The sequence below is a fragment of the Caproicibacterium lactatifermentans genome, from assembly GCF_013315815.1.
Taxonomy (GTDB): domain Bacteria; phylum Bacillota; class Clostridia; order Oscillospirales; family Acutalibacteraceae; genus Caproicibacterium; species Caproicibacterium lactatifermentans.
On the sequence record NZ_CP046051.1, the window covers coordinates 232,223 to 255,201 of the forward strand.

24 protein-coding genes and 1 pseudogene are annotated in these 22,979 nt (G+C 43.0%); 18 read left to right on the forward strand and 7 right to left on the reverse strand.

What is annotated here, in order from left to right; genetic code table 11:
• Window positions 1–3: 3 nt before the first annotated feature.
• The 5 genes from GJQ69_RS01110 to GJQ69_RS01130 all read right to left on the reverse strand — a co-directional run bounded on the left by GJQ69_RS01110 (window position 4) and on the right by GJQ69_RS01130 (window position 2,760).
• Window positions 4–579, reverse strand: coding sequence for a DUF2815 family protein (locus tag GJQ69_RS01110; protein ID WP_174192727.1), 576 nt, complete (start codon window positions 577–579; stop codon window positions 4–6).
• Window positions 572–1,705 (reverse strand): DUF2800 domain-containing protein, encoded by a 1,134-nt coding sequence (locus GJQ69_RS01115; protein WP_174192729.1) that lies wholly within the window; start codon window positions 1,703–1,705, stop codon window positions 572–574. The genes GJQ69_RS01110 and GJQ69_RS01115 overlap by 8 nt, the downstream gene beginning before the upstream one ends.
• Window positions 1,698–2,012 carry a DNA ligase gene (locus GJQ69_RS01120; RefSeq protein WP_174192731.1) on the reverse strand — a complete coding sequence of 105 codons (315 nt, stop codon included), beginning with the start codon at window positions 2,010–2,012 and terminating at the stop codon, window positions 1,698–1,700. Before GJQ69_RS01120 ends, GJQ69_RS01115 begins: the two co-directional genes overlap by 8 nt.
• Entirely contained in the window at window positions 1,936–2,160 is a 225-nt protein-coding gene (locus GJQ69_RS01125) for a hypothetical protein (protein ID WP_174192733.1), read from the reverse strand. The genes GJQ69_RS01120 and GJQ69_RS01125 overlap by 77 nt, the downstream gene beginning before the upstream one ends.
• Before the next feature lie 87 nt (window positions 2,161–2,247).
• A complete protein-coding gene (locus GJQ69_RS01130; RefSeq protein ID WP_174192734.1) occupies window positions 2,248–2,760 on the reverse strand; it encodes a hypothetical protein in 513 nt (170 codons plus the stop codon).
• 446 nt (window positions 2,761–3,206) lie between these two features.
• Between GJQ69_RS01130 and GJQ69_RS01135 the strand changes: the two genes are divergently transcribed.
• From GJQ69_RS01135 to GJQ69_RS01170, 8 genes are all read left to right on the forward strand, one after another.
• The gene (locus GJQ69_RS01135; protein WP_174192736.1) at window positions 3,207–3,770 is read left to right on the forward strand and encodes a hypothetical protein; all 564 of its coding nucleotides are present in this window, start codon (window positions 3,207–3,209) and stop codon (window positions 3,768–3,770) included.
• 170 nt (window positions 3,771–3,940) lie between these two features.
• Window positions 3,941–4,432, forward strand: coding sequence for a hypothetical protein (locus GJQ69_RS01140; protein ID WP_236849704.1), 492 nt, complete (start codon window positions 3,941–3,943; stop codon window positions 4,430–4,432).
• 12 nt (window positions 4,433–4,444) lie between these two features.
• Window positions 4,445–6,727 (forward strand): AAA family ATPase, encoded by a 2,283-nt coding sequence (locus tag GJQ69_RS01145; RefSeq protein ID WP_174192738.1) that lies wholly within the window; start codon window positions 4,445–4,447, stop codon window positions 6,725–6,727.
• A 13-nt stretch (window positions 6,728–6,740) separates the two neighbouring features.
• Window positions 6,741–6,944, forward strand: a complete 204-nt coding sequence (locus GJQ69_RS01150) for a helix-turn-helix domain-containing protein (RefSeq protein WP_174192740.1) — start codon at window positions 6,741–6,743, stop codon at window positions 6,942–6,944.
• A gap of 34 nt (window positions 6,945–6,978) precedes the next feature.
• Window positions 6,979–8,139 (forward strand): restriction endonuclease PLD domain-containing protein, encoded by a 1,161-nt coding sequence (locus GJQ69_RS01155; protein WP_174192742.1) that lies wholly within the window; start codon window positions 6,979–6,981, stop codon window positions 8,137–8,139.
• On the forward strand, window positions 8,139–9,995 hold the full coding sequence (locus GJQ69_RS01160) for a Z1 domain-containing protein (RefSeq protein WP_174192744.1): 1,857 nt from the start codon (window positions 8,139–8,141) through the stop codon (window positions 9,993–9,995). The genes GJQ69_RS01155 and GJQ69_RS01160 overlap by 1 nt, the downstream gene beginning before the upstream one ends.
• Window positions 9,996–9,998: 3 nt before the next feature.
• Window positions 9,999–10,445 (forward strand): very short patch repair endonuclease, encoded by a 447-nt coding sequence (locus GJQ69_RS01165; RefSeq protein ID WP_174192745.1) that lies wholly within the window; start codon window positions 9,999–10,001, stop codon window positions 10,443–10,445.
• A gap of 73 nt (window positions 10,446–10,518) precedes the next feature.
• Window positions 10,519–11,469 (forward strand): restriction endonuclease PLD domain-containing protein, encoded by a 951-nt coding sequence (locus GJQ69_RS01170; RefSeq protein WP_174192747.1) that lies wholly within the window; start codon window positions 10,519–10,521, stop codon window positions 11,467–11,469.
• An 83-nt stretch (window positions 11,470–11,552) separates the two neighbouring features.
• On the opposite strand, the gene GJQ69_RS01175 is transcribed toward GJQ69_RS01170, so the two are convergent.
• Together GJQ69_RS01175 and GJQ69_RS01180 are read right to left on the reverse strand one after the other, a co-directional pair.
• On the reverse strand, window positions 11,553–12,674 hold the full coding sequence (locus tag GJQ69_RS01175; protein WP_338031352.1) for a DNA cytosine methyltransferase: 1,122 nt from the start codon (window positions 12,672–12,674) through the stop codon (window positions 11,553–11,555).
• Window positions 12,595–12,939 (reverse strand): helix-turn-helix domain-containing protein, encoded by a 345-nt coding sequence (locus GJQ69_RS01180; RefSeq protein ID WP_174192749.1) that lies wholly within the window; start codon window positions 12,937–12,939, stop codon window positions 12,595–12,597. The genes GJQ69_RS01175 and GJQ69_RS01180 overlap by 80 nt, the downstream gene beginning before the upstream one ends.
• Before the next feature lie 454 nt (window positions 12,940–13,393).
• Here GJQ69_RS01180 and GJQ69_RS01185 point away from each other — a divergent pair, with 454 nt between their 5' ends.
• The 10 genes and pseudogenes from GJQ69_RS01185 (at window position 13,394) to GJQ69_RS01230 (ending at window position 22,926) form a co-directional block, all read left to right on the forward strand.
• Window positions 13,394–13,909: a hypothetical protein gene (locus GJQ69_RS01185; protein ID WP_174192751.1), complete on the forward strand. Its 516-nt coding sequence runs from the start codon at window positions 13,394–13,396 to the stop codon at window positions 13,907–13,909.
• Window positions 13,910–13,912: 3 nt separating this feature from the next.
• A complete protein-coding gene (locus GJQ69_RS09890; RefSeq protein WP_274379841.1) occupies window positions 13,913–14,104 on the forward strand; it encodes a DUF262 domain-containing protein in 192 nt (63 codons plus the stop codon).
• A gap of 67 nt (window positions 14,105–14,171) precedes the next feature.
• A complete protein-coding gene (locus tag GJQ69_RS01195; RefSeq protein WP_338031353.1) occupies window positions 14,172–15,713 on the forward strand; it encodes a hypothetical protein in 1,542 nt (513 codons plus the stop codon).
• Window positions 15,714–15,741: 28 nt separating this feature from the next.
• The gene (locus tag GJQ69_RS01200) at window positions 15,742–16,065 is read left to right on the forward strand and encodes a hypothetical protein (RefSeq protein ID WP_174192753.1); all 324 of its coding nucleotides are present in this window, start codon (window positions 15,742–15,744) and stop codon (window positions 16,063–16,065) included.
• A 359-nt stretch (window positions 16,066–16,424) separates the two neighbouring features.
• Window positions 16,425–16,679: a TIGR04076 family protein gene (locus GJQ69_RS01205; protein ID WP_236849705.1), complete on the forward strand. Its 255-nt coding sequence runs from the start codon at window positions 16,425–16,427 to the stop codon at window positions 16,677–16,679.
• A gap of 93 nt (window positions 16,680–16,772) precedes the next feature.
• Window positions 16,773–17,488 (forward strand): annotated as a pseudogene (locus GJQ69_RS01210) (MBL fold metallo-hydrolase).
• Window positions 17,489–17,603: 115 nt separating this feature from the next.
• Window positions 17,604–18,356: an EFR1 family ferrodoxin gene (locus GJQ69_RS01215; protein ID WP_338031371.1), complete on the forward strand. Its 753-nt coding sequence runs from the start codon at window positions 17,604–17,606 to the stop codon at window positions 18,354–18,356.
• A gap of 87 nt (window positions 18,357–18,443) precedes the next feature.
• On the forward strand, window positions 18,444–19,205 hold the full coding sequence (locus GJQ69_RS01220; RefSeq protein ID WP_174192755.1) for an N-acetyltransferase: 762 nt from the start codon (window positions 18,444–18,446) through the stop codon (window positions 19,203–19,205).
• Window positions 19,206–19,761: 556 nt separating this feature from the next.
• A complete protein-coding gene (gene licT, locus GJQ69_RS01225; protein ID WP_086036620.1) occupies window positions 19,762–20,622 on the forward strand; it encodes a BglG family transcription antiterminator LicT in 861 nt (286 codons plus the stop codon).
• Between the two features lie 189 nt (window positions 20,623–20,811).
• Window positions 20,812–22,926: a PTS sugar transporter subunit IIABC gene (locus GJQ69_RS01230; RefSeq protein ID WP_174192757.1), complete on the forward strand. Its 2,115-nt coding sequence runs from the start codon at window positions 20,812–20,814 to the stop codon at window positions 22,924–22,926.
• Window positions 22,927–22,979: the final 53 nt, after the last annotated feature.

The following is a 22,979-nucleotide window of genomic DNA, read 5'->3' on the forward strand; positions in this document are numbered from 1 at the left end:
TTCTCAGTTCAAAAAATCGTCGTCATCATCGGTGGCAAAGTCGGACTCCGCGCTTGCCTTGCCGCCGAGAGGCTCCCCGTCGCGGATTTTCTGCAGGTTATTGAGCCCACAGGCGATGCCTTTATTGCCATTGGAATTGAAAGCATAGAAACTGATGCTTGCCCTGCCGTACACGCCGGAGTAAACCTCCGAACGGGTCAGAATCGGATTGCGGTCGGCGTCCACAATGCCGGGAGCAGTGGTCGCGTTGGCGTTGATGAAGTAGGCGTTGGCGTAGGCTTCATCATCGGGGCGTTCGGTGTCGCCGTCGCGCAGCGGGGTTTTGAGAACCGCCAGCGGAGGCACAGATTTACCGTTGCCCTTGAGCTTTGCTTCGCCCTCGTGGTATGCCGCCTCAATAGCCGCCTTGATTTTGGCGAGCGTCTTGGTGTCGGACTTGGGGATAATCAGGCTGACGCTGTATTTCGGCGTGCCGCCATTGATAGACTTCGGCTCCCAGACGTTGGCGTAAGACCAGCGGGTATCGGGGCCGGTGATGACCTTCATCGGGTTGTTGACCTTCATAGTGCTGTTATTCATAATCATTTTCCTCCATAAAATCATTTTTTGCGGTGTTCCATTCAAGCCGTTTGTCGCTCGACCGTACGAGCGTCGGCTTGCCCTGCGGCTTTTCAATGTAAGGTGCAAGAAGTTCCTCAAAGCGGGATTTGCCGAGCCGTTTCTGCATGGCGGTGACGCCCAGCACTTTGTGCTCATAGGGGTCAATGCCTATGCTTTCAACAGCACTGGCAACAGCTGTTTCGTTTGTGTACCTGCGATTAGAGCGACCTTCAACCAGTTTCCAGCCGGGGAACGACGTACCGCTGACTGCCTGCTGAAGTGCATATTCCTTCACATCAGCCGCCCAGGCGGTCAGGGCGTCAAGCCTGCCGAGTATATCTGCAATTTCATCATCATCAAGGAGAGCGGGAGACTGAAACTCATACTGGGCGAGCTCCAGATTGACAGCGGCGCGTTCTCTGCACTCGGCTTTCGCCTTACAGAATCGGCACCATTCGCCGCAGTGAAACTCTCCCTGACCGCCATAGGCCAGCTGAGCCTTTTCGGTTAGTTCCGTATCCGCCCACCCAAGCAGGTCGGATTTTTGCATTTCATATACGCTGATGTTTGATTTACGCGGCTGGTAAATTGTCATGCGAATGGTATTGATGTCGTAGATGCCGTCGAAAATCTCCAGAGCGCCAAGGGCGTAGAGCATCATCTGCGGATTATCCACGGCGCTGACCTCAACACCCTTACCGTGCTTGTAGTCCACAATGTTGAGAACTCCGTCAGCAATAATGATGCAGTCGGCAGTGCCGAAACCGTCCTGCACCCAGCGGGAGAAATCCACCCGCTGTTCGATGAGAACAATCGGGTCGGCGCAGGTCTGCTTTGCCGCTTCCACCTGTTCGAGCACATAGGCCGCATAGCCAGTGGCACATTCTTCCATTTCAGAGTTGTACCAGCTCAGATTTTCGGTCGGGTCGGTCGCTTCCATGCCCAGCGCCTTCCGGAGTTTGTACTCGCACAGTGCGTGGGCGTCGGTGCCTTCGGCGGCGTAGTCACTGCCCTTATCGTCGTAGCTCTCGCAGAGTCTGGCGGACGGCGGGCAGTGGAGCCAACGGTTAGCACTGGAAGCGGATAGAATGGCGTGTTTACCCATTTTCCAAGCCCTCCGCCTCTTTGAGCAGGTCGGCGTAATGCGAAGGGTCAATCTCCGACAGTTTCGCCGCACCGTGTTTTTGGAGCAGAGAGCGAATCTGAGCGGTGAAGCCCGCACGGGATTTGTCCGCAAGTACGGCTCTGACCTGCTCCAGCGTCAGTTCAGGTTCAGGAGGAGAAGCGGGAGCATCTTTTGTCTGCGGCCTTCCACTGAACTTTTCTGACAGCCAGTCAGCGGCATCCGAAATTGCAGCGGCAGCACTGCGGAGTTCTTCGATAGTTGCTGCCAATTCGCTCATTTGGCTCATCCTGTTTTCCCCCTTCCTTTGATTGGCTTTGCTGGCGTGCGGCTGTGAGATTGTGCGCCAGTCTCCTTGACACCACGCTGATGGCGGTGAGGACATCAACGGCATCCTCGTCCGCATGGGTGCCATAATCGTTTGCGTTGTAACTCATCTCGGCGTTCCCTCCTTTCTCAAGGCGTTTTGTTTTGCCTTTCACAGACCCATCTGGACGGGAAAGGAGGGATTGGCCGAAAGTTTTTTAGAATTTTTCCTTGAGCCGTTTCAGAAGCTGGTTGCGCTTATACACGAAGGTGTTCCGCGGCATATGCAGCCGCTCTGCGCTGGCCCGCTCGGACTGCCCGTCCGCAAGAAGCATAAGAATCTGATAGCTTTCCGGGTCTGTTCCTCTAAGTTCGGTAAGCAGCTGATTGAGAAGCATGCTGTCGATGTTGATTTCTGTGGTCGGCCTGTCGTCAGCAAGAAAGCTGGTACGGGAGACGCCGTTCTCATAGGCGTTTTCCATCTCAACTTCAATGGAGAGGTGCTGAGCAGCATCCTTTGGGATACAGCGGAATTCACAGGTTTCACACAGCCCGTCGCACTTGTAGCTTTTCTTGTATGGAATGCAGCAGGCTCCGGCTCTCTGCTTTGCCTTGCGGGCAGCGCCCACGAAGCGTTCCCAATCCCGCTTCTGTTCAGGGGTGACCTCAATCCACTGATGTAGCGGACGGTAGTAGATGATTGGTGTGTTCTGATTTTCATTGCTTTTCATAAAAAAGTCCTCCGATTTTCGATTTCTCGAAACGGAGGACTCTGGGTGCTGCCGCAAAAAGGGTGCAAAAACCTAACCGCAGTCCAAACGGAGTTCTCCGTTTCGGATTGCAGCTAACCCGCTCAAAAGGCAGCTGTGATATTGAGTTGTGCCGCCGGATACCGTTGAGCCATCAGTGATCAGGTAATGCGGTATCTGGCGTTAAGGAATGGAAAATTTGAAATTGCGATTTAATCTCTGTAAGTACAGAAATAAAATCTGTGAAATAAGTAGAAATTTTATATTTGTGTGTTATAATATAAATTGAAATTGTATGCGCGGATATTTGCCCTGATTTAGAAGCTGTTTTTGTGTCAGCTTCTATTTGCATTATAGTAAATTGAGTTGGCAGCCATCGGCAGTCGTTGGTAGGCTTCGGTGGTCTTGGACAGAGAGAGGAGCATGGCATGACGTTTAAAGATTTTGTTGAATTGACACGCCCTGTCATTGGCGGCAGGGGTGGTGTCCAGAAATATGTTCGCAGCCTGTTTGATGCAATACTGACCGACGATGGTCGAGATATTCTTGATGATTACAGCGACAGTTCTTACAAGGCTTACGCCAACGGAACTACTCAAATCACGGAGATAGCAAAAGCAATGAGTCCTCATCTTGATCAGGTAGAGTTTGCTTCATTTATATTTGAATTTGGAGAATCGGCTCAGTTAGAGTTGTGTGAAAGATTTAAACCTTATTTGCCGGAAATTAATGCTCGCAACGTGGGGGATGAAATTGCAGATCTTTTTGCGGGCATTATCCGAACGGCAGCGGCTGTAAAAAGAAAAAGTTCAACATCACCAGAAGATGATGCTGAACCCATAGAGGCGGAGGTCGTGGATGACGAAAAGCCATCAGGTGCCGCCACAGAAGACCCGAAAATGACCGTTATTCAACATCAGATAAATGTCATTCAAAACGGAGAAAAGAACTTCAATCTGACAAATAACGGCACAATGAATTTTAAATTTTGAGGTGGTGCATTATGAGTAATAACCAAATTATTAAACAGAATGGCTTGCCGGCTGCCCCTGCATTGCAGCAGATTGGTACGAACAATGTTGCTGTCTCTAACCAGCCGGGCGCCACGGTTAATTTTACATATAATATCCACTATCCTCAGTCGGCAGACTCCACCGCGGAGATGATGATTGCAATTCAGTCCTTCAGCACAGAATACTATCAGCTGATTGTCACCTGTGATGAAGATGTTTTTAAAGACGGTGTAGTATCTGTGATTGCAAACCGCGCTTTGACCAAATATAATGTACCGCCGGAAATTTTTGAAAAATGCTCTGCTCTCACTGAGGATGGAATTGAAGAGCTAAAGCGTTTCCCCGCAATTATTTGCCAGGAAAATACTGAAATGAAAGGTGTGACATCACCCAATCAATTCTGTATGCTTTGCTACATTCAAAAAGTTATGGCGGCTGGAAAGAACATAAAAATTGCATTCAAGCCAATTGCCCCAATACAGCAGATAAAGCTGTGTGATAAGAGAAATGCCATGTTTTTTGGGTTGAACATGGACTGCGCCATTACGGATCTTAATCAAAGTGCATGGTCGGTTCGTAAAATAAATGTTTTTGAGGCATTTAAGGAAGCCGGAATTCCCGGTGTTCCAATGCCCGTATAAGGGGGTGTCTTTGTGGCTGAAAAAATCAAATCAGAAATTATCCGCATTGATTTGACGGATGCAAGCTATAAGGACAGTCATGCCTTCATTGAACCGACATATATTAATTTCTTGTTTGGAAACAATGGCACAGGTAAGTCCACTATAGCCAAAGCCATAAAAAGCGGTGCAGGTGTGACATATGCCCCGGGAAGAACACAGGCAGATTATTTACCGCTGGTTTATAACCAAGAGTTCATTGATGATAATTTTCACAGTTATCGCAACTTGAAAGGTGTGTTCACCCTTAACGCGAAAAATGCTGAAACCCAGAGACAAATTGATGAAGTCACTGAAGAACGTTCCAATGTGAAAAAACGGTTGACTGAGGCAACAGACAAGCGTGTAAAAACTGAAACGGCCAAGGATAAACTGCACAAGGATTTTCTTAAGGAGTGCTGGGAACGCGGCAAAGCTATCCGAGAGGAGTTCCCTGCAACAATGAGCGGCAAAGGACGTTCTGACCCATTTGTACGGGAAATTATGAAGCACGCGCCGGCAGATATGGATTTGGAGGAATTGCGCAGGCTGTATGAATCTGCTTATTCTGAAACCGCAAAGCACTACCAGAGATTTAATACCGTTGCAGATTCTACCGGTATTGACACTGTAGAAGGAAAAGATATACTTGTCAGGTCAATCGTAAACAGTGCGGATACAGAACTTGCCGGATTTCTTCGCGACATCGGAGCAACAGAATGGATGCGGCAGGGCCACGATGCCTATTCTCATGATGCCAATGGAAGATGTCCATATTGCGGCATTGAACTTCCCGCGGATTTCGAGCAGACCTTCATAGCCAGCTTTGATAACAGATATCAAGACAATCTGCGGCTTTTGTCTGAATTCCAGGTCCGTTATAAAAAGTCAGCTAATGATTTATTTGTGCCCTTGCAGACGATGCCGAGTGAACTCTATCCCAAAATCGATCTCAAATCATACACTGACAAACTGGCTGTTTTAAAGGCTGCAATCCAATCCAACATTGAAGCTATAAAAACTAAAATAGATAACCCGGCCTCTACAGTAACGCTTATGGAAACCCGCCCAATTCTTGAGGAATTATCTGATATCATCGATGGTTTTAACAAAATGATCGATGCAAACAACGCTGTCGTGGCTGCTGGCCCGACTAAGCGAACGGAATGTGCCGATGCTGTATTCAGCCTGCTCGCTTTTATGCTGAGGGATGTTATTACGGCCTACAGAAAAGAAGATGCTGATAAGCAGGCCGAACTCGACGCTCTTGACACTGAGATTTCAACATACAACACAGCATTGGGGGAAATCAAAACACAACTAAAAACACTCCGCGGCAAAACGGTAGAAACTGACACTGCCAAGGACAGCATAAACCAGATGCTTCGTGATTCAGGAATGCGAGGATTCAGCCTTCAGCCAAAAGCTGGAGCTGATAATGTATATGAGGTGAGACGCCCTGATGGCACCATAGCGGATAATTTAAGCGAAGGCGAAAAGAACTTTATTGCATTTCTATATTTTTATCATTTGGTGCATGGCAGCGACTCAGCGGAGGGCGAAATCAGGGAGAAAATTGTTGTTATTGATGACCCTGTTTCCAGTATGGACAGCGGCTCCCTGTTTATCGTCAGCACCCTTGTGCGTCAGATGATTGAGATTTGCAGGAACAATGCAGATAACCGAAATAAGACTGCTGAAGGTAATTTTATCAAGCAGATTTTCATTCTTACCCACAATGCTTACTTTCATCGAGAAGTTTCCTACAGCTATGTGACGAAATATGACTATGTATCATTTTACCTGATTCGAAAGATCGGAACCAAATCTACGATAAGGATGTGCGATGATGTTAACCCCAAAGTTCCAACAGAGCGCATGAATATAAACCCTGTCAAAAATTCCTATGCTGCTCTTTGGGATGAGTATAAAGAGTTAAAATCTGCAGTTCCATTGATGAATGTCATTCGCCGCATTCTGGAATACTATTTCCTTCAGCTTTGTGGATATGAAGGCTCAAAATTGCGGCAGGTGATTTTGGTTCAAGGTAAAGCTGAAGGACGCTTTAAGGATGCTGCCGGCAACGATGATGAAGAGAAGTTTCAGCTTGCCTCTGCAATGCTGGCATACATTAACGCAAGCACTATTGGCATGAGTGACGGCAAGGATTTTGTAGAGGATTGTCTGAATGCCGATGAGTGCAGAAATATTTTTGAAATGATATTTGATGCTATGGAGCAAAAGCAGCACTATGATATGATGATGGGAAATCAGTAAAGGAGAAATAATAATGCGCATTAGTTACAACAAACTTTGGAAAATGCTGATTGATAAAAATATGAAAAAAAGCGATTTGAAAGAAAAAACGGGAATCAGTTCTGCATCGATTGCAAAATTGGGAAAAGGCGAAAATATCACAACGGATGTTCTTCTAAAGATATGTGAAGCGATGGATTGTCACCTCGACGATATTATGGAAACAATGGATGATTGATGATTTCCGTGTTTAAAGAAAGGATAAAAATAGCATGAAATTGTTGTACTCAAATATCTTGCCATTAGGCACAGAACCAGAACAGACTACTATTACAAATTGTTTTTGTGAACAAATTGCAGACTGCAGTGGTGTGGATATTGCAGTAGGCTATGTTTCTAAGGCATCTCTTGAAGAGCTGGACACACTCATTTTTAAATATGGCATCGGATATGTCAATCTGGTTATAGGAATGTATTATGTCGAAGGTATGCCTGAAGGTATATATCGAACGGCGATAGCTCTTGATGAAAAATGGAGAGCTGCCGGCGTTGGTGAAATTCGTATTGTTAAAGCTTTTAAATATCACGGTAAACTCTATGTTTTTCATAAAAACGGGGATGTAAAGTCTGCCATTATAGGATCAGCCAATCTTGGGGTTATCAAAATTGAAGCAAATAACCGCAGACAGTATGAGGTGTCCAGCCTGACTACAGAAACCTCTGAATGTCAAGAAATTCTTGAGCTTGTCCGAAAGCTGCAGGACAACAGATGTTCTGCAAATATTGCAGATATTATTGATATGCCTATTATTCGTGAGGTTAACACGTCATTAACCGGCGTGGATACTGTAACTCAGGTTCCACAGGCTGAAGTTGTCATCTATGCCCATCATAAAACGGAAGTATCGTTTATCCTTCCGATAAAAGTCCCGGCATTTGATGAGCGCCATATGGACGATGGGAAGCACTATACCAAATCAAATTTGAATGTCAGCTATGCAGCTCCAAGAAGCGCAAGAAAATCACGTGATTGGTATGAGACACAGTTTACAGTAAACAAGAGCATTACTTTGCTTCCTGGGTACCCAAAAAAGAATGTAGCATTTTATGTTATTACCGATGATGGATACACATTCAAGGCTCATACTACGAGCGATGGCAATAAGCAGTTCAGTGCAGTTGGCGACGAACTTATACTCGGCCGCTGGATAAAAGGGCGGCTTGCTGCTGCGGGTTTGGTCAGCCCGGTAAATGACACACAGCTTGACCGTGACCGGCGAGGGATGATAACAAAAGAAATGCTGGCGGCGTATGGCTGTGATACTCTTGTGCTGACCAAGACGGATCAAAAGATGGAGGATGAGGACGGGAGTCTTCTTGATGTATGGTTCTTATCGTTTGAATCCGCAAAAAGAGAGGAGGTTGATGAATAATGCCGTATTTGAAGGCCTATTTAAAAACTATCGCTGATCGGGGAAATGTCAGTCTTGCGGAGTCTATATTCCAGACAGCAGAAGATGTTGGAAATCAGTATATAAGGGATTTTTCCTTTTGCAGTCATGAGATTGGACTACTGCTTGGAAATGTTCAGTCAGGCAAGACTGGTCAGATGTTTGGGATTATCTGTAAGGCGGCTGATATGGGGTTTCCTGCATTTGTTCTCCTCACGGCAGACAATGTCATACTTCAACAGCAAACTTTGGAACGAGTTAAAGCTGATTTAAAAGGATTCTGTATTTGTGGAGAAAATGATTCCGGTCTGTTTATTGAAAATCGACTTATGCAGCCTGCTATTATTGTGTTGAAAAAGAATGTTCGAATTCTTCGACTTTGGGCTAATGTCTTTGCATCAACAGGTTTTATGAAGGGCAATCCGCTGTTTATTGTTGATGATGAAGCCGATGCGGCATCGCTTAACACGCTTGTAAATAGAGGTCGGCAGTCCTCCATTAATAAATATCTGGATTCCATCAAAAATGGATCGTCCAGCAGCATATATCTTCAAGTTACTGGAACCCCGCAGGCCATTCTGCTTCAAACAATGGCATCTGGCTGGCATCCATATTTTACATATTATTTTGCTCCCGGAAATGGGTATCTTGGTGGAGATTTTTTCTTTCCAAAGAATGAAAAGGCTGATTGCATAAGCTATACTGAGACAATAGCAAAACCAGAGCGTCAAGTCATTCTCCACCATCTTGCTGTATCCGGACAGATTTTCACCACAGGTGGCGCAACTTGCAACTGCTTAATCCATCCAAGCGTCCGGCAGGTAGTCCATAGCCGATATGAGAGAGCAGTCAAAACAGAATTGGAATGGTGCGCCCAGCATATTGATGACGAGTTTAAAATTGGACTAAAAAAAGAGTATCAATTGATGGCTCCTCAGAAGAGTGAAAAATCAAACTTTGATGCGGTATACTCATGTGCAAGACAGCTCGTTTTGAGCGGTGGCATTAAAGTGCTTGTGATGAACGGGAAAAACGATGTGGCCAGTGAGGAATACTCTTGCGGTTCAAATATAGTCATTGGCGGAAACACACTTGGCCGCGGCGTTACCTTTCCCTCTCTTCACACCATCTACTATACACGAACCAGTAAAAAACCGCAGGCGGATACAATGTGGCAGCACAGCCGCATGTTTGGGTACGACCGCGATCCTGGAATGATGCGAGTATATATTGATGAACCGCTCTATAAGCTGTTTTCTGATATTAACGCTACAAACAACTCTATTATTGCACAGGTCGAAAATGGTACGGAGCATATTAGAATATTCTATCCACAGGGATTAAACCCTACTCGTGCAAATGTGCTTGATAACAAAAAAGTCTTCATGCTTTCCGGCGGTACAAACTACTATCCATTCAATCCTGAAAATGACAGCATTGAGATTTTGGATACTCTTCTGAAGCCATTTGAAGATGATGAGCCGTACTACCAAGTCAACCTCCGCTTAATGAAAGAGATTTTTGCCCATGTAACGTCTGACGAGGATTTTGATATTAAAAGTTTTGTTTCAGTGCTTGATACCATTCTCATAGAACAGCCGGCTGCTCAGGGAATACTTATTGTCCGACGCAACAGAGACATCGCAAAGGGCACTGGTGCCTTGCTGTCTCCAAATGATTGGCACCTTGGTGGATCTTTTACAAATCAAGTAGTTCTGACTATGTATAAGGTGACCGGCAGAAAAGGCTGGAATGGGCGCAAACTGTGGGTACCTAATATTAAGTTACCGAACAACATCATTTACTATGATGTTGTCGACGATGATGCGGAAGTGTGATTTATGGCTGATGATTTAACTCCTGAACAGCGCCGTAAAAATATGCAGGCCATCAAAAGCAAGGATACTTCAATTGAGCTTCGTCTTCGAAAGGCCCTGTGGGAAAATGGCGTCAGGTACAGAAAAAATTATAATAAGCTGATTGGAAAGCCGGATATCGCCATTACTAAGTACAAAATCGCTGTTTTTTGTGATTCTGATTATTGGCACGGATACGATTGGGAAAGCAGAAATCAAAAAATTAAGTCTAACCGAGATTATTGGGTGCCAAAGATCGAGAGAAATATGGCGCGGGACAAAGAGGTTACAGAAGCGTTGCAACGGGATGGATGGCTGGTGATGAGGTTTTGGGAATGGCAGATAAAAAAACAGCTGAACGCGTGTATCGAGTCGGTTCTCCAAGCTGTTGAAGCCAGAAAGCAGGCGCTAAAAGGGCGCGATTTGCTGTGATAGACGAATTTAATTAAAAGGCTGATTTATGGATCAAGTCTTTGTTTAGCTGAATTTTGGGAGGGAATATATTATGATGCAAAATGATTTAACGCAAAAAATATTATTTAACCCCCTCCATGCTGAAGTAAATGAATTGTACATTCTTTCGGCATATGCTACTCCCAATATGCTCTCGTGGTATATGAAAAACATATATCATAAGACAACAGTGCCAATCCGAATCAATCTTGTTGTTGGGATGGTTCCTTTTGATAATTTGAGCGTAAGTATTCATGAAGGGTTTCAAAATATTGTATCCTCTGAACTTCCACATGAGATATCGTCAATTAAATGCAGCTACGTAATTGACAAACCAGCTGAACATGCAAATCTGTTTATATGGTGTAAAGATGGACATCCAGTAACAGCGTTTACGGGATCTGCAAATTTTGTGCAAAGTTCTTTTGTCGGCCGTCATCGCAATGAACTTATGGACATCTGCAACCCGGCAGAAGCGATGAGTTACTATGAGTCTGTTGTTCCACGAACTGTCTATTGCAATCATGCAGAAATTGAGGAATATATCATACTTCGTCCGACACACCCGGTGCTTGATCTCGAATGCAATCTTGTTAATGGACTTGACGAGTATGACTCAGTCGTTTTGAGCCTTATCACTAAATCTGGCGAACCAGGCACAAGGTCAGGTTTAAATTGGGGACAACGGAAGGGACGGGAGCCGAATCAAGCATACATACCGCTGCCAAGCAGAATAGCAAAAAGCGGCTTTTTCCCATTAGAAAAGCGGCACTTTACTGCGATCACGGATGACCGTCATCAGCTTACTCTGCGTGTGGAGCAGCAAAACAACAAGGCTATAACTACCCCTGTTCGAAATAGCGACCTTGGAGAATATTTTCGTAACAGACTTGGCCTTGCAAATGGAGCATATGTTACAAGAGCGGACCTTGATCAATATGGCAGAACGGACGTAAAGTTTGTAAAACTTGATGACGAAACATTTTATATGGATTTTTCTTAGGATTGAGCATGGTGACAACGGAGAAAAAGTAACTCCGTAAAATGCAAAAGCCGCCGAGAAAAAATCTCGACGGCTGAAAAATTTCACTCTTCAATATTGGCTTCCATTGATTCATACGGAATGCCGGCAAATGTTTTGAGAATCGCTTCGAAGATTATTCTTGCCCCCCGGCATGGAACGGCCATCCCAATCTGTTTTCGAACGCTCTCTTTGTTGCCTTCGAACACATAGGTGTCGGGGAATGTCTGTAATCTTGCTCGTTCACGATTCGTCAAAGCCCGAGGCTCCTTCCAGTGATAAATATGAGTGCCTCCACCTCCGCTTCCAGTCACAGTATATGCGGGCTTTTCCGGGTCAAGCCGCTTGTAAATTTGGCTGATTTTTGCGCCTTTAACATGGAGCATTAATTTCTCTGGTAAATCTGCAGTAAAAGCGTTTTGACCAGGCTTGATATATTCGAGCCGTTCGATAACAGTAGCTGATTGAACTGTCCGCTCGTTGTTTGGTGCATCCGCATGGATTGGAGGCACCTCAATGGCGGTTTTGCAGGTATTATCTATATTTGCATATGGGGCGTTAGATGGAATTTTAAATTCAAAATCTAAATCGTCACGAATGCCAACGATTATAATCCGATGACGAGCCTGTGGCACGCCATAAGTTTCAAATTTATAGAGATTAGGGTAGAGTTTGTAACCTGCAGCTCTCATCGAATCGAGAATCATGGTGAATGCTTTACCATCATTTGCATTGCGGAGGCCACCCACATTCTCAGCCAAAAACCACTGTGGTCTGTACATTTTTAAAACCTTAACACCATATGAATATAGCGGGCCATAGACTCCATCAATTCCTTTCTGCTCTCCAACTACGCTGAAATCATTGCATGGAAAGCCAAAGGCAAAAGCGTCGATAGGGGTTAGTTTTGTAAGATCAAACTTTCGAATGTCAGCGTGATAAACCGTGTCTGGTTCATTTGGGCAAATGTTCCGTCTGTAAGTCTTACAAGTATTCTCATCATAGTCATTTGCCCACTCATGTACGATACCAAAGTTGGGATCTCCGATATCCGCATTTGTTGCGCCCCAAGCCAATCCTCCAGGGCCGCAGAAAAGTTCTCCGAGTTTAAAAATCATTTTTAGATACCAGCCTTCCTTTGGTAAGCAAGTTGATTTGCGTTTGGACACTTTGCCGCTCTTCTTCATTTAGAAGACCTGCATTGTCAAAGACCAGCTGATATGCCAATAGGTCGCTTTCATCCAAATAACCTGCCATAATGTAAAGTGGAACAATGCCAATTCCATAAAGATGTGCAAGCTTTTTTAGTTCTTGTGGAGAAAGAATTTTACCTTTCCCTCGTTCCAGCTTGCTGAGCTTAGAATCTGTCACGCCGCACTGTTCCTGCACGTCTTTAAGGCTGAGGTGGCATTTGTTCCGCATTTCTTTTAAATAAGTTCCTAAGCTACTCATGCTAATCCACCTCTATTTTATTATACCACGGTCGCTGCGAATTTGCAATATATTTTTGAAAATTGCTGCACTAACGCAGCGTAAATCTTTTATGTGAAGTGCAAGAACAACTTTTTAATTTTGCCGCACCTTTTAATTATTCCAAAATGTGTGCGGCACAAGGCTTACACCCCAAGGTGCCGACGAGCGTTCAATCGGCAGAAAGCTATAAATAAAAAGAGAAAGCAAGCTGATTGAGAAAATCACGGTCTACGACGAAAGAGTCTCTGCGGAGTTCAAATCCGGCACAAGCGTGGATGTGAGAAGATAAGATTTTACGGAATTTACCTTGCAACAATGCAGGGGGTTTTTCTGTTGTTTTGCAGTGCCGTGAATTAGTCTATGAGTATTGACAAATCAACTAAGAATGCATATAATATAAAATGGTGTATTATAAGTGAACGGAGGTAAAATAATGCAGAAAAATATATTCTTTGAAGTGGATTCAGATGTATATGAGAAATTTAATATGGCACTCAATTTATCCGGAGATACATCTGAAAAGGCTGCTGATGCCTGTCTCCGTTGGTATATCGCACAAGTATTTGAAAATGCGTCAAAAGAGTACACACCAAAAGTTTCAAAACAAACAGATGAGCATAAGGATTTTTATGGAAAAGCATTGCAGCGAATTCCGATGTGGGCATTAAAGCCAAACCAGTACAACCACAAGATTATTAAGGCATATTTTATGTCTATTGATATAGCCGGAGAAGCCACTTTGATTATGATGGAACGCTTGTGTAGTGATAAAGAGCGTCCGGATTTATATGTTCCTACCTTTAGGAACAACTACTCTCAAATGAAACTGGACGGTCCTAAATCGCACGGAAAAGTCTTTGAAGATGACGGTGAACGTGTATGGATTTGGGACGAGGTTGAAGAAACCTTAATGCAGTACAAGGGTAGTTTTTATGCCGGAGAGGAGTAAACAATGAGCGTTTTAATTGATAACAGCATCACGATATATGAGGCACTGGAGCATATCAAAAACGGCAAGTATGTTATGCCTGCGTTTCAAAGGCAGTATGTATGGAACATGGAACAGATTGAAAAACTCTGGGACTCCATTCTTTTAGATTATCCTACTTTGAAGAGTTCTATGAGAAGCGTAAGGTTTTGCTGACGGTTAGGATTCGTCAGTTGCTGGGGTAAGTTTAATTGCTGTCGAGAATGCGAAGGAGGTGACCACGGTGGCTGATATGAAACAGATACATGAGTTCGCTGTGAAGTGGATTGATAAATTCAGAGACCAGAAAATAAATTACATAGAACTCATTGACCACTATATGGCAGATGATTGCACTGCACTTGGCTTTGAGATGGACTGTGGTCATGCCTTTGAACGTGTTTATGGTGCTGCTGTCAACAACAGCGATGAACTTGATAAAGTAATTGATGACATCACAGATATTTCATTGCTTGGTTCTGCCATTTACTCCCAATGGCGATATTTTAACCACTGGGCATACACAGGTACGGAAATTTTAGAACCACAGAATCGAGCGTGGTTTATCTTGGCACTCAGCCGTTTGGCACTGCTTTCCGGAGAAAATCCTTTCATATTTCAAGGAACATTAAAAAAGATGCGTATTGTGTCTAATAATATTTGTTACGGACCTATGCCTGAACCAGACGAGGAAGTGGAACAGCATCTTACCATCAATGATGAGGGTCGCATCTGGTTTTCTGGATATAACTTCGGACATGGTGGAGAAAGATACGAAAAGGCACGGAGCCGTAATTTCAAAATTGAAAAAGCAGACACAGATAAATTATTTGATGCTATTGTGGCTTATTTCAGCAATGGTTACGATGAAATTTTCGCTGCCGATATCGGTGATTGGGTAATGGAACTGACAAACACCGATGGCAAGACATATAAATTCCGAGGTTCTCTATGTGCCGATTTTGAAGTTGATGGCATTGACCTATCTGATTTGATTAGGGATACTTTAGGACTACCGAACTTATATGTCTTCGATGGCAATAATAAACCTGATAAGATTAAGCGAATTGTACTGGATTATCATAGAGTGACTAAAATCAAACCGAAGGAAGTGCCGGAAGGTGCTACATGGGAGTTTGTAACTTGGGATTATACGGAACAACTAATTATTGATAGAGAAAAAGAAACCCTTGAGCATATTCAGAACATTGGAACTGGTTGTAAGGTTTCACGTAAGTATGAAATTGAAGGTGGTATAGAGGGTCTTTTAGATGACTTTGATGCAGAGGACTTATTTGGAAACATTGTAGGTAATCCTGATGATGCAGTAGAAAATCCGAATGAAACCAAGGACTATAAAATTACGATAGATTATAAAAAGAACCCCCAAAAAATTATCACAGGGACATTTGATAAAAACGGTTTGCCGGACGATTTTGAGGAATTTGCAGATGCAGTGTTTGGCTTCATACGTTTTTATGGTTTAGGAGAAATTCTTGACCCATCTGTGTATGGAAAAGTAAAGCGCCTTACCACGGATTATATATATTGCAGCGTGGTTTTCGATGAAGGACAGAAATCTTATTATTATCTGACGGATGATGACAGCATAGAGATTGGTGATTTTGTTCTTGTCCCGGTTGGAAAGGATAACCATGAGGCAGTTGTGGAGGTAGTGAACATCGAATACTTCAGTGTAGAGAATGTTCCATTGCCTGTTGAAAAGACTAAGCGAATCATTCGTAAATGCACGGATGAGAACTTTAATTTACCAGATTTAGAATAATATAATGTTGAGGAATGGAGGAAATCGGATGGATATAAAGAAAGTATTAGGAGTAGGTGTTGGTCTTGCGGCTACAGGATTTGGAGTGTACAAATTATTGAGCGGTAGAGAACCACAGAAATATAGTAGCAAATGGTTTGAAACAGTGTCAGATCAAGTGTTAAATACCGAGAGAGAAATTGTCAGAAAACAATATTGTTCTGCCGGTGACAATTTTTCAATGGCAGTTAGCTTGCAGAACTTGTTGCGTTTATTTGATTCCGCGTTAAGCAAAAGAGCATGGGGAGATGAAATCCCGCATGGCCCGAGTTATCATAGAGAGCATGGATATAACTTATTCAAAAATGACTAACTGCTTTAAATCTATTGGTGGATATGTCCTCGCAGACGAACTGGCACTAAAATCGGTAATTTTACATTTATTAACTAAAATTGGTTCGTTTTATACATACACGGAAAAACATCAATCTCGTTCACTCAACTTCTGACCATGGACTTATTTCCGTGTATACACAAAACGCAAAATACAGCGGCGACTTATTTTCTTAACCTAATATTTGGTAATTTACATATAGGACATTAAACTCATGAGCTCGTTGCATGTTGAGTGCGTTGTATTGATAACAAAGGTTGAAAATAAGATGTGAAAGATTGGTGTAACATATGAAAAAAGTAAAAATCATGGTGATGAAACAAACGATCTATTAAGATTTGATAGATCAATACGAAAATCCGATAAAGGATACCTGTGACATGAAAGTCGAACAAGTATACATTGCCAATGGCTGGGAAAAGCCAGATGGCATGTGTAACAGTGCATGGGAAAGTATGTCTGCTTTCGTCATGACTCTTGCTCACGGCTATGATGGCTGGATGAAGAATAAGAAGTCAGCTATGATTTCGTGTAATGACGGCTTCCGTCCAGTGAGCTTTTTGATTGAGACAATGGCTGAGGATGCGGAGTAACAGACAAATTTGAATTTAATTACATAGTACGAAGGGGAGAATCAAAATGAAAAAAACTGGTTTATACTTGATCGAATTGATACAGATACCCATATTATCAGCGAATACCGCCATTGGGAGGAGACGCACTGCTATCTGCTTGAAGGTGAAGAACGGTGCTTACTCATCGACACAGGTCTTGGCATCTGCAATATTTCCGATGAAGTGAAAAAGCTGACGGGCAAGCCGGTAATTGCTGTGGCGACACATATCCATTGGGATCATATCGGTGGACACAAATACTATCCGGAGTTCTACGCACATGAGGCAGAACTAAACTGGCTGAACGGTGGATTTCCGCTGTCAATGGATACCATCCGCGGTATGGTTATAGACCGTTGCGACTTACCGGAATGTTATGATGTCAGCACTTATAAGCTCTTTCAGGGAATACCAACGCGGGTACTACATGACGGTGACACCATCGATTTGGGTGGGCGTGTAATCACTGCACTGCATACGCCGGGACATTGCCTGGGCATTTATGTTTTTGGGAACCACAACGTGGATACTTATTTACCGGCGATCTTGTCTACAAGGATACGTTGTTTGCGTACTACCCTTCCACCGACCCGCAGGCATATCTCACTTCGCTTGAAAAAATTGCGATACTACCCGTGAAAAAAGTATTTCCGGCTCATCACAGTCTGGACATTCAGCCAGAGATTCTGACCTGTATGCGAGACGCTTTCCGCCAGTTGAAAGACGTTGGCGACCTACATCACGGCAGCGGCACCTTTGATTACGGCGATTGGGCTGTCTGGCTGTGATGATATAAATTCCAACTTAAGGGTGATTATTATAAATAGTAAATTTGAAAATAAAGATTATCTATATTAGTCATATAATAGTCGAAAGAAACGGGGTAGTAAAGATATATTAGGGATATATTTTAGCGGAACAGGTAACACAAAGCATTGTATTGAACTGTTCATAAAAGAATTTGACGCAGCAGCGAAATGTATTTCAATTGAAGATGCGAGGGTCTTAGACGAAATCCATAAAAGTGATTTTATTGTTCTAGCGTATCCTATTTATTTTAGCAATTTACCTAAAATAGTGAGAGATTTTATTTTGCAAAATAAAACCAAATTCATGGGTAAAAAAGTTTTTATCATTGCAACTATGGGTTTGTTTAGTGGTGATGGAACAGGTTGCAGCGCAAGGTTACTTGCTAAGTGTGGTGCTGAGATTGTTGGCGGGCTTCATTTAAAAATGCCTGATTGTATAGGTGATGAAAAAGCATTAAAGAAAACAATAGAGGAAAATAAAATTATTGTAAAGCAAGCGTATATAAAAATAAAAAAGTCTGCAAATAGCCTAAAAAATGGGCATGCAACACAAGAGGGGATTGGTTTTCTCTATCATATTGCAGGTCTTTTCGGTCAAAGGATCTGGTTTTATGGCAAAACAAAAAATTATTCAGATAAGTTGAAAATCAATACTGAAAAATGTATCGGCTGTGGGATTTGTACGCAACTATGCCCTATGAAAAACTTATCTATTGTAGATGGTAGAGCTGTACAAAATGGAAGATGTACTATGTGCTATCGGTGTATAAGCAATTGTCCTCAACAAGCAATTGCTCTGTTAGGGAAAAATCTATATGAGCAATGCAAAATAGAGAAATATATTTGATGAACAAAATAAGCATAATGGGGAACTGATAAACTTCCAATTTAAGGTTGAGTATAATAAATAGTAATTTGTAGAGGAGGGGTTACAGTGGAACTTGTAAAGATAACACATGAGAATCTTGAAATGGAACACATTTGTTGTGCTATTGCAAATAATAAAGATAGTCAAGTAATGTCAAAAAAATCTTGGTTGAAAGAAAGGTTGGACGAGGGACTTGTTTTTTTAAAGTGTGATGTTAGAGGAAAATGCTTTATTGAGTATATCCCTGCTGAATATGCTTGGGTACCGATTGAAGCGGACGGTTATATGTATATTGACTGTCTGTGGGTATCGGGGCAATTCAAAGGACACGGGTATTCTAATGTTCTCTTGGATGAATGTATAAAAGACAGCAAGGAAAAAAGTAAAAAAGGACTTGTTATATTATCTTCAAAAAAGAAAATGGGATTTCTTTCAGACCCTAAATATATGAAATACAAAGGTTTTGAAACCGTGGATAACGCAAATTCATATTTTGAGCTGATGTATCTACCATTCAGCAATGACGCTGAAAAGCCACAGTTCAAACAACATTTAAAAGAAACAAAACATAATGATTTACAGAATGGCTTCACGTTATACTATACAAGCCAATGCCCTTTTACAGCTAAGTATGTTCCGCTTCTTGAAGAAATAGCGAAAAAGAGAAGTGTAGATTTTCAAGCGGTTCATATTCTTACAAGAGAGCAGGCACAAAATGCTCCTGCTCCATTTACGACATTCTCTTTGTTTTACAATGGCGAATTTGTTACCCACGAGATATTGTCAGAAAAGAAATTTGAAAAAATCCTTGCGAGCAAAGGGTTATAAATTCCAATTTATCGACCGTATCTACCAAACAGGCAAAAAATGTGGACTGTATCTACCAAACCAATAGGTTGAAAATGTGCGGTTGTTGTAATTAAAAAAATCCAGACGAGCCATATCGAGACGGTCGTGCTGTTGGAAAAGGCTAAAAAGGCAAATTAATATAGCTCTGACTGATTGTTACCTCACAGTATAGCTAGATACGTTAAAAAGAGAACAAATATGGGAAAATGATGGATATCAAATGAATTGCCAGTACATCGATGTTCATAATCTAATTGTTACGTCGAACTAACCGGGTATCTTTTTGCTTCAAATTAGGAGATTGCAGTCTTTTTTGATAAAATTATAAATAACAATTCGCATTTAGAAAAATACAGAGAAAACATTATATGCATACAAAATGGTCGAAGGTGCGCTTTTACATAGGTTTGGCAATTTTATCAAAAAATCATTGACATATATCTATAAACTGTGATAATATAAATAATCAAAGAGCAAGAGCGCCGCAGTAACTTTTCAGCAGCGCCAGGCGCTATTTTCAGGGAAGGCTGTGCTTATGCGCTTTCGCATTAAAAAGGTCATCAATAATAATATCCTGTGTGTGACCGACGCGGATGGCAGTGAAATGATTGTTACAGGTCGTGGATTGGGATTTGGGCACAAGGTTGGTGAACAGGTCGATTCTGCTTCTGTACAAAAGACATATCGTATGACCAACCCTACCGTTCAGCAGAAGCTGCTTGATTTGCTGGAGCAAATTCCATATGAACATTTTCTCCTAACAGATGAGCTGGTGGGGGAGATTCGCAAAAGAATTTCCTATCCTCTGAACGAAAGCCTTTTGATTACATTAGCTGACCATATCAACTTTGCCATTAAGCGGCAGAAACAGGGGCTGCTTTATAAAAACCCACTTCTGGAACCAATCCGGGAATGCTATCCGGAAGAGTTTAAAATGGGAAGATATTGCATCAAACGCATAAAGGAAAAGCTGTCAGTTTCTCTGCCGGAAGATGAAGCAGGCTTTATTGCACTGCATATTGTCAATGCGGAACTGAATACCTCTATGAGTGTGATGAATGACATTACCCGATTTGTAGACGGGTGCATAAAAGTCATTGAGTCTTATTATGGAAAAAAATTTGACCATACTTCACTGGCATTCAGTCGTCTGGCAGTGCATCTTCGCTTTTTTGCACAGCGGCTGTTCCAAAACGGACAGGACAGCGGCAAAGAAGAGTATGACAAGAAGTTTCGGTCACTGATTGCACGTAACTGCAAAGAACATTATCAATGTGCGGAGACAGTTGCAGCTTATGCTGAAAATGTCTGGCATAAAAAGGTTTCCGATGAAGAAATCCTTTTTATGGCCATTCATCTAAAACGAGTTAATTTATCAGAACAACATTCTGATTAGATACAATTTATATTCTTTTGGGATAGTTACCATGTCGGGCTAAACCCATATTTTACAGGATACAAGATTACACTTGTATTCTGTGAGATATGGGTTTTTTATATGTCCTTTTTCGGTCCGGCCAGCTGAAAAAGGGTAGGAAGAATAAAAATTTCAAATCTATGTATTATTAGGGAAGGAGTTTTACGAATGAAGAAAGAACACAAAGTCTTTGGAGTTCTGCAGCGGGTTGGCAGGTCCTTTATGCTGCCGCTTGCACTGCTCCCAATCGCAGGTTTGCTGCTGGGAATCGGCAGTTCTTTTACAAACGAAACCATGTTGGCGGCCTATGGCCTTAGCCATGTGATATACAAAGGCGGTGCTCTCTACACCATACTGGATATCATGAGCAAAACAGGAAGTGCAGTATTTAATAACCTGCCGCTGCTGTTTGCAATTGGTGTTTCTATCGGTATGGCAAAAAAAGAGAAGGCCGTTGCGGCCCTTTCCAGTGCAGTTGCTTATTTGATTATGAACACAGCGATTAGCACACTGATTACGGCCAAAGGCGGTGTCAGTGCAATGCCGGCCAACTCAACTATTTCTGTATTGGGTATTACTACTTTGCAGATGGGTGTTTTCGGCGGTATTATTGTTGGTCTTGGTGTTGCCGCTCTGCATAACCGTTTCTATGAGATTCAGCTGCCACAGGTACTGTCTTTCTTTGGCGGCACTCATTTTATACCGATTATTTCATCTGTTACATTTTTGCTTGTCGGCATATTGATGTTCTTTGTCTGGCCCATTATCCAGACTGGAATTGCCGCGCTTGGCAGTTTGGTGTTAGGTTCCGGCTATCTCGGGACATGGATTTATGGTGTGATTGAGCGCGCTTTAATTCCGTTTGGTTTGCATCATGTATTTTACCTGCCGTTCTGGCAGACAGCTGTCGGCGGCACAGCTACCATTGACGGCAATGTCGTTTCTGGTGCTCAGAATATTTTCTTTGCAGAGCTTGCTTCTAAGTCAACACAACAGTTTTCCGTTTCCGCGACGCGCTTTATGTCCGGAAAATTCCCGCTTATGATTTTTGGGTTACCTGGTGCGGCGCTTGCCATGTACAAATGTGCCCGCAAAGATAAACGGAAGGAAGTAGGAGGACTGCTTCTTTCCGCAGCGCTCACATCTATGCTGACAGGCATTACAGAACCAATCGAGTTTACTTTCCTGTTTGTAGCAACGCCGCTGTATGCAGTTCACTGTGTACTGGCAGGTGCTTCCTATATGTTGATGCACATACTGAATGTTGGTGTCGGAATGACTTTTTCCGGCGGACTGATTGATTTGACACTGTTCGGAATTATGCAGGGAAATGCCAAAACACATTGGATTTGGGTAATTATTATTGGTATCGCTTATTTCTTCCTGTATTACTTCCTTTTCCGGTTCATGATTCGGAAATTCAACTATAAAACACCGGGCCGTGACGACGATGCAGAAGTCAAACTTTACACCCGTGCAGATGTGGATGAGAAGAGAAAATCTCAAAAGTCCGGCGGTGACGCTGTCAGTGCACTGATTCTGCGCGGCCTTGGTGGGAAAACGAATCTTGTCGATTTGGACAGCTGTGCAACACGCCTGCGTGTGACCGTTTCGGACAGCAGCAAAGTGGACCAGTCCCTGCTGAAACAGAGCGGAGCGTCCGGTGTTATTTGCAGGGGAGACGGCATTCAGGTCGTTTATGGACCACAGGTATCCGTTATTAAGTCCAAGCTGGAAGACTATATGGATACACCAGAATCTGACCAGCCAGATGCTGGTGCATCGCCCGTTGCTGCGAAAGCGGAAAAAGTTTCTGGTACCAAAAAGAAAGATGTGATGCTTAGCGCATGCATGAATGGCACCGCTACGCCGATAGAAAAGGTAAACGATGAGGCATTTGCAAGCTGTGTCCTTGGCAAAGGCGCTGCGATTGAACCAGCAGATGGCTGCCTGTATGCACCGGCAGATGGTACAATTTCTACTTTGTTCGATACAAAGCATGCGGTTGGCATGACCACAGACGACGGTGCAGAAGTATTGATGCACATAGGCATTGATACCGTCAAACTTGATGGCAAATATTATGAATATCATGTTCGTAAAGATGAAAAAGTCCATAAAGGTGATTTGCTGGTAACCTTTGACCTGGAAGCAGTCAAAGCCGCAGGCTATCAGACAACGACGCCGGTTATTGTCTGTAATACGGACGATTATCAGTCTGTACAGTTAGCAGCATCAGGCAATGTGAAAGTAGGGGACGATTTTCTACAGCTGAAGGCGTAAAAATCTTAAACAAGACCGTAAAAAGCCTGCACGCTCTAAAAGAGCGGCAGGCT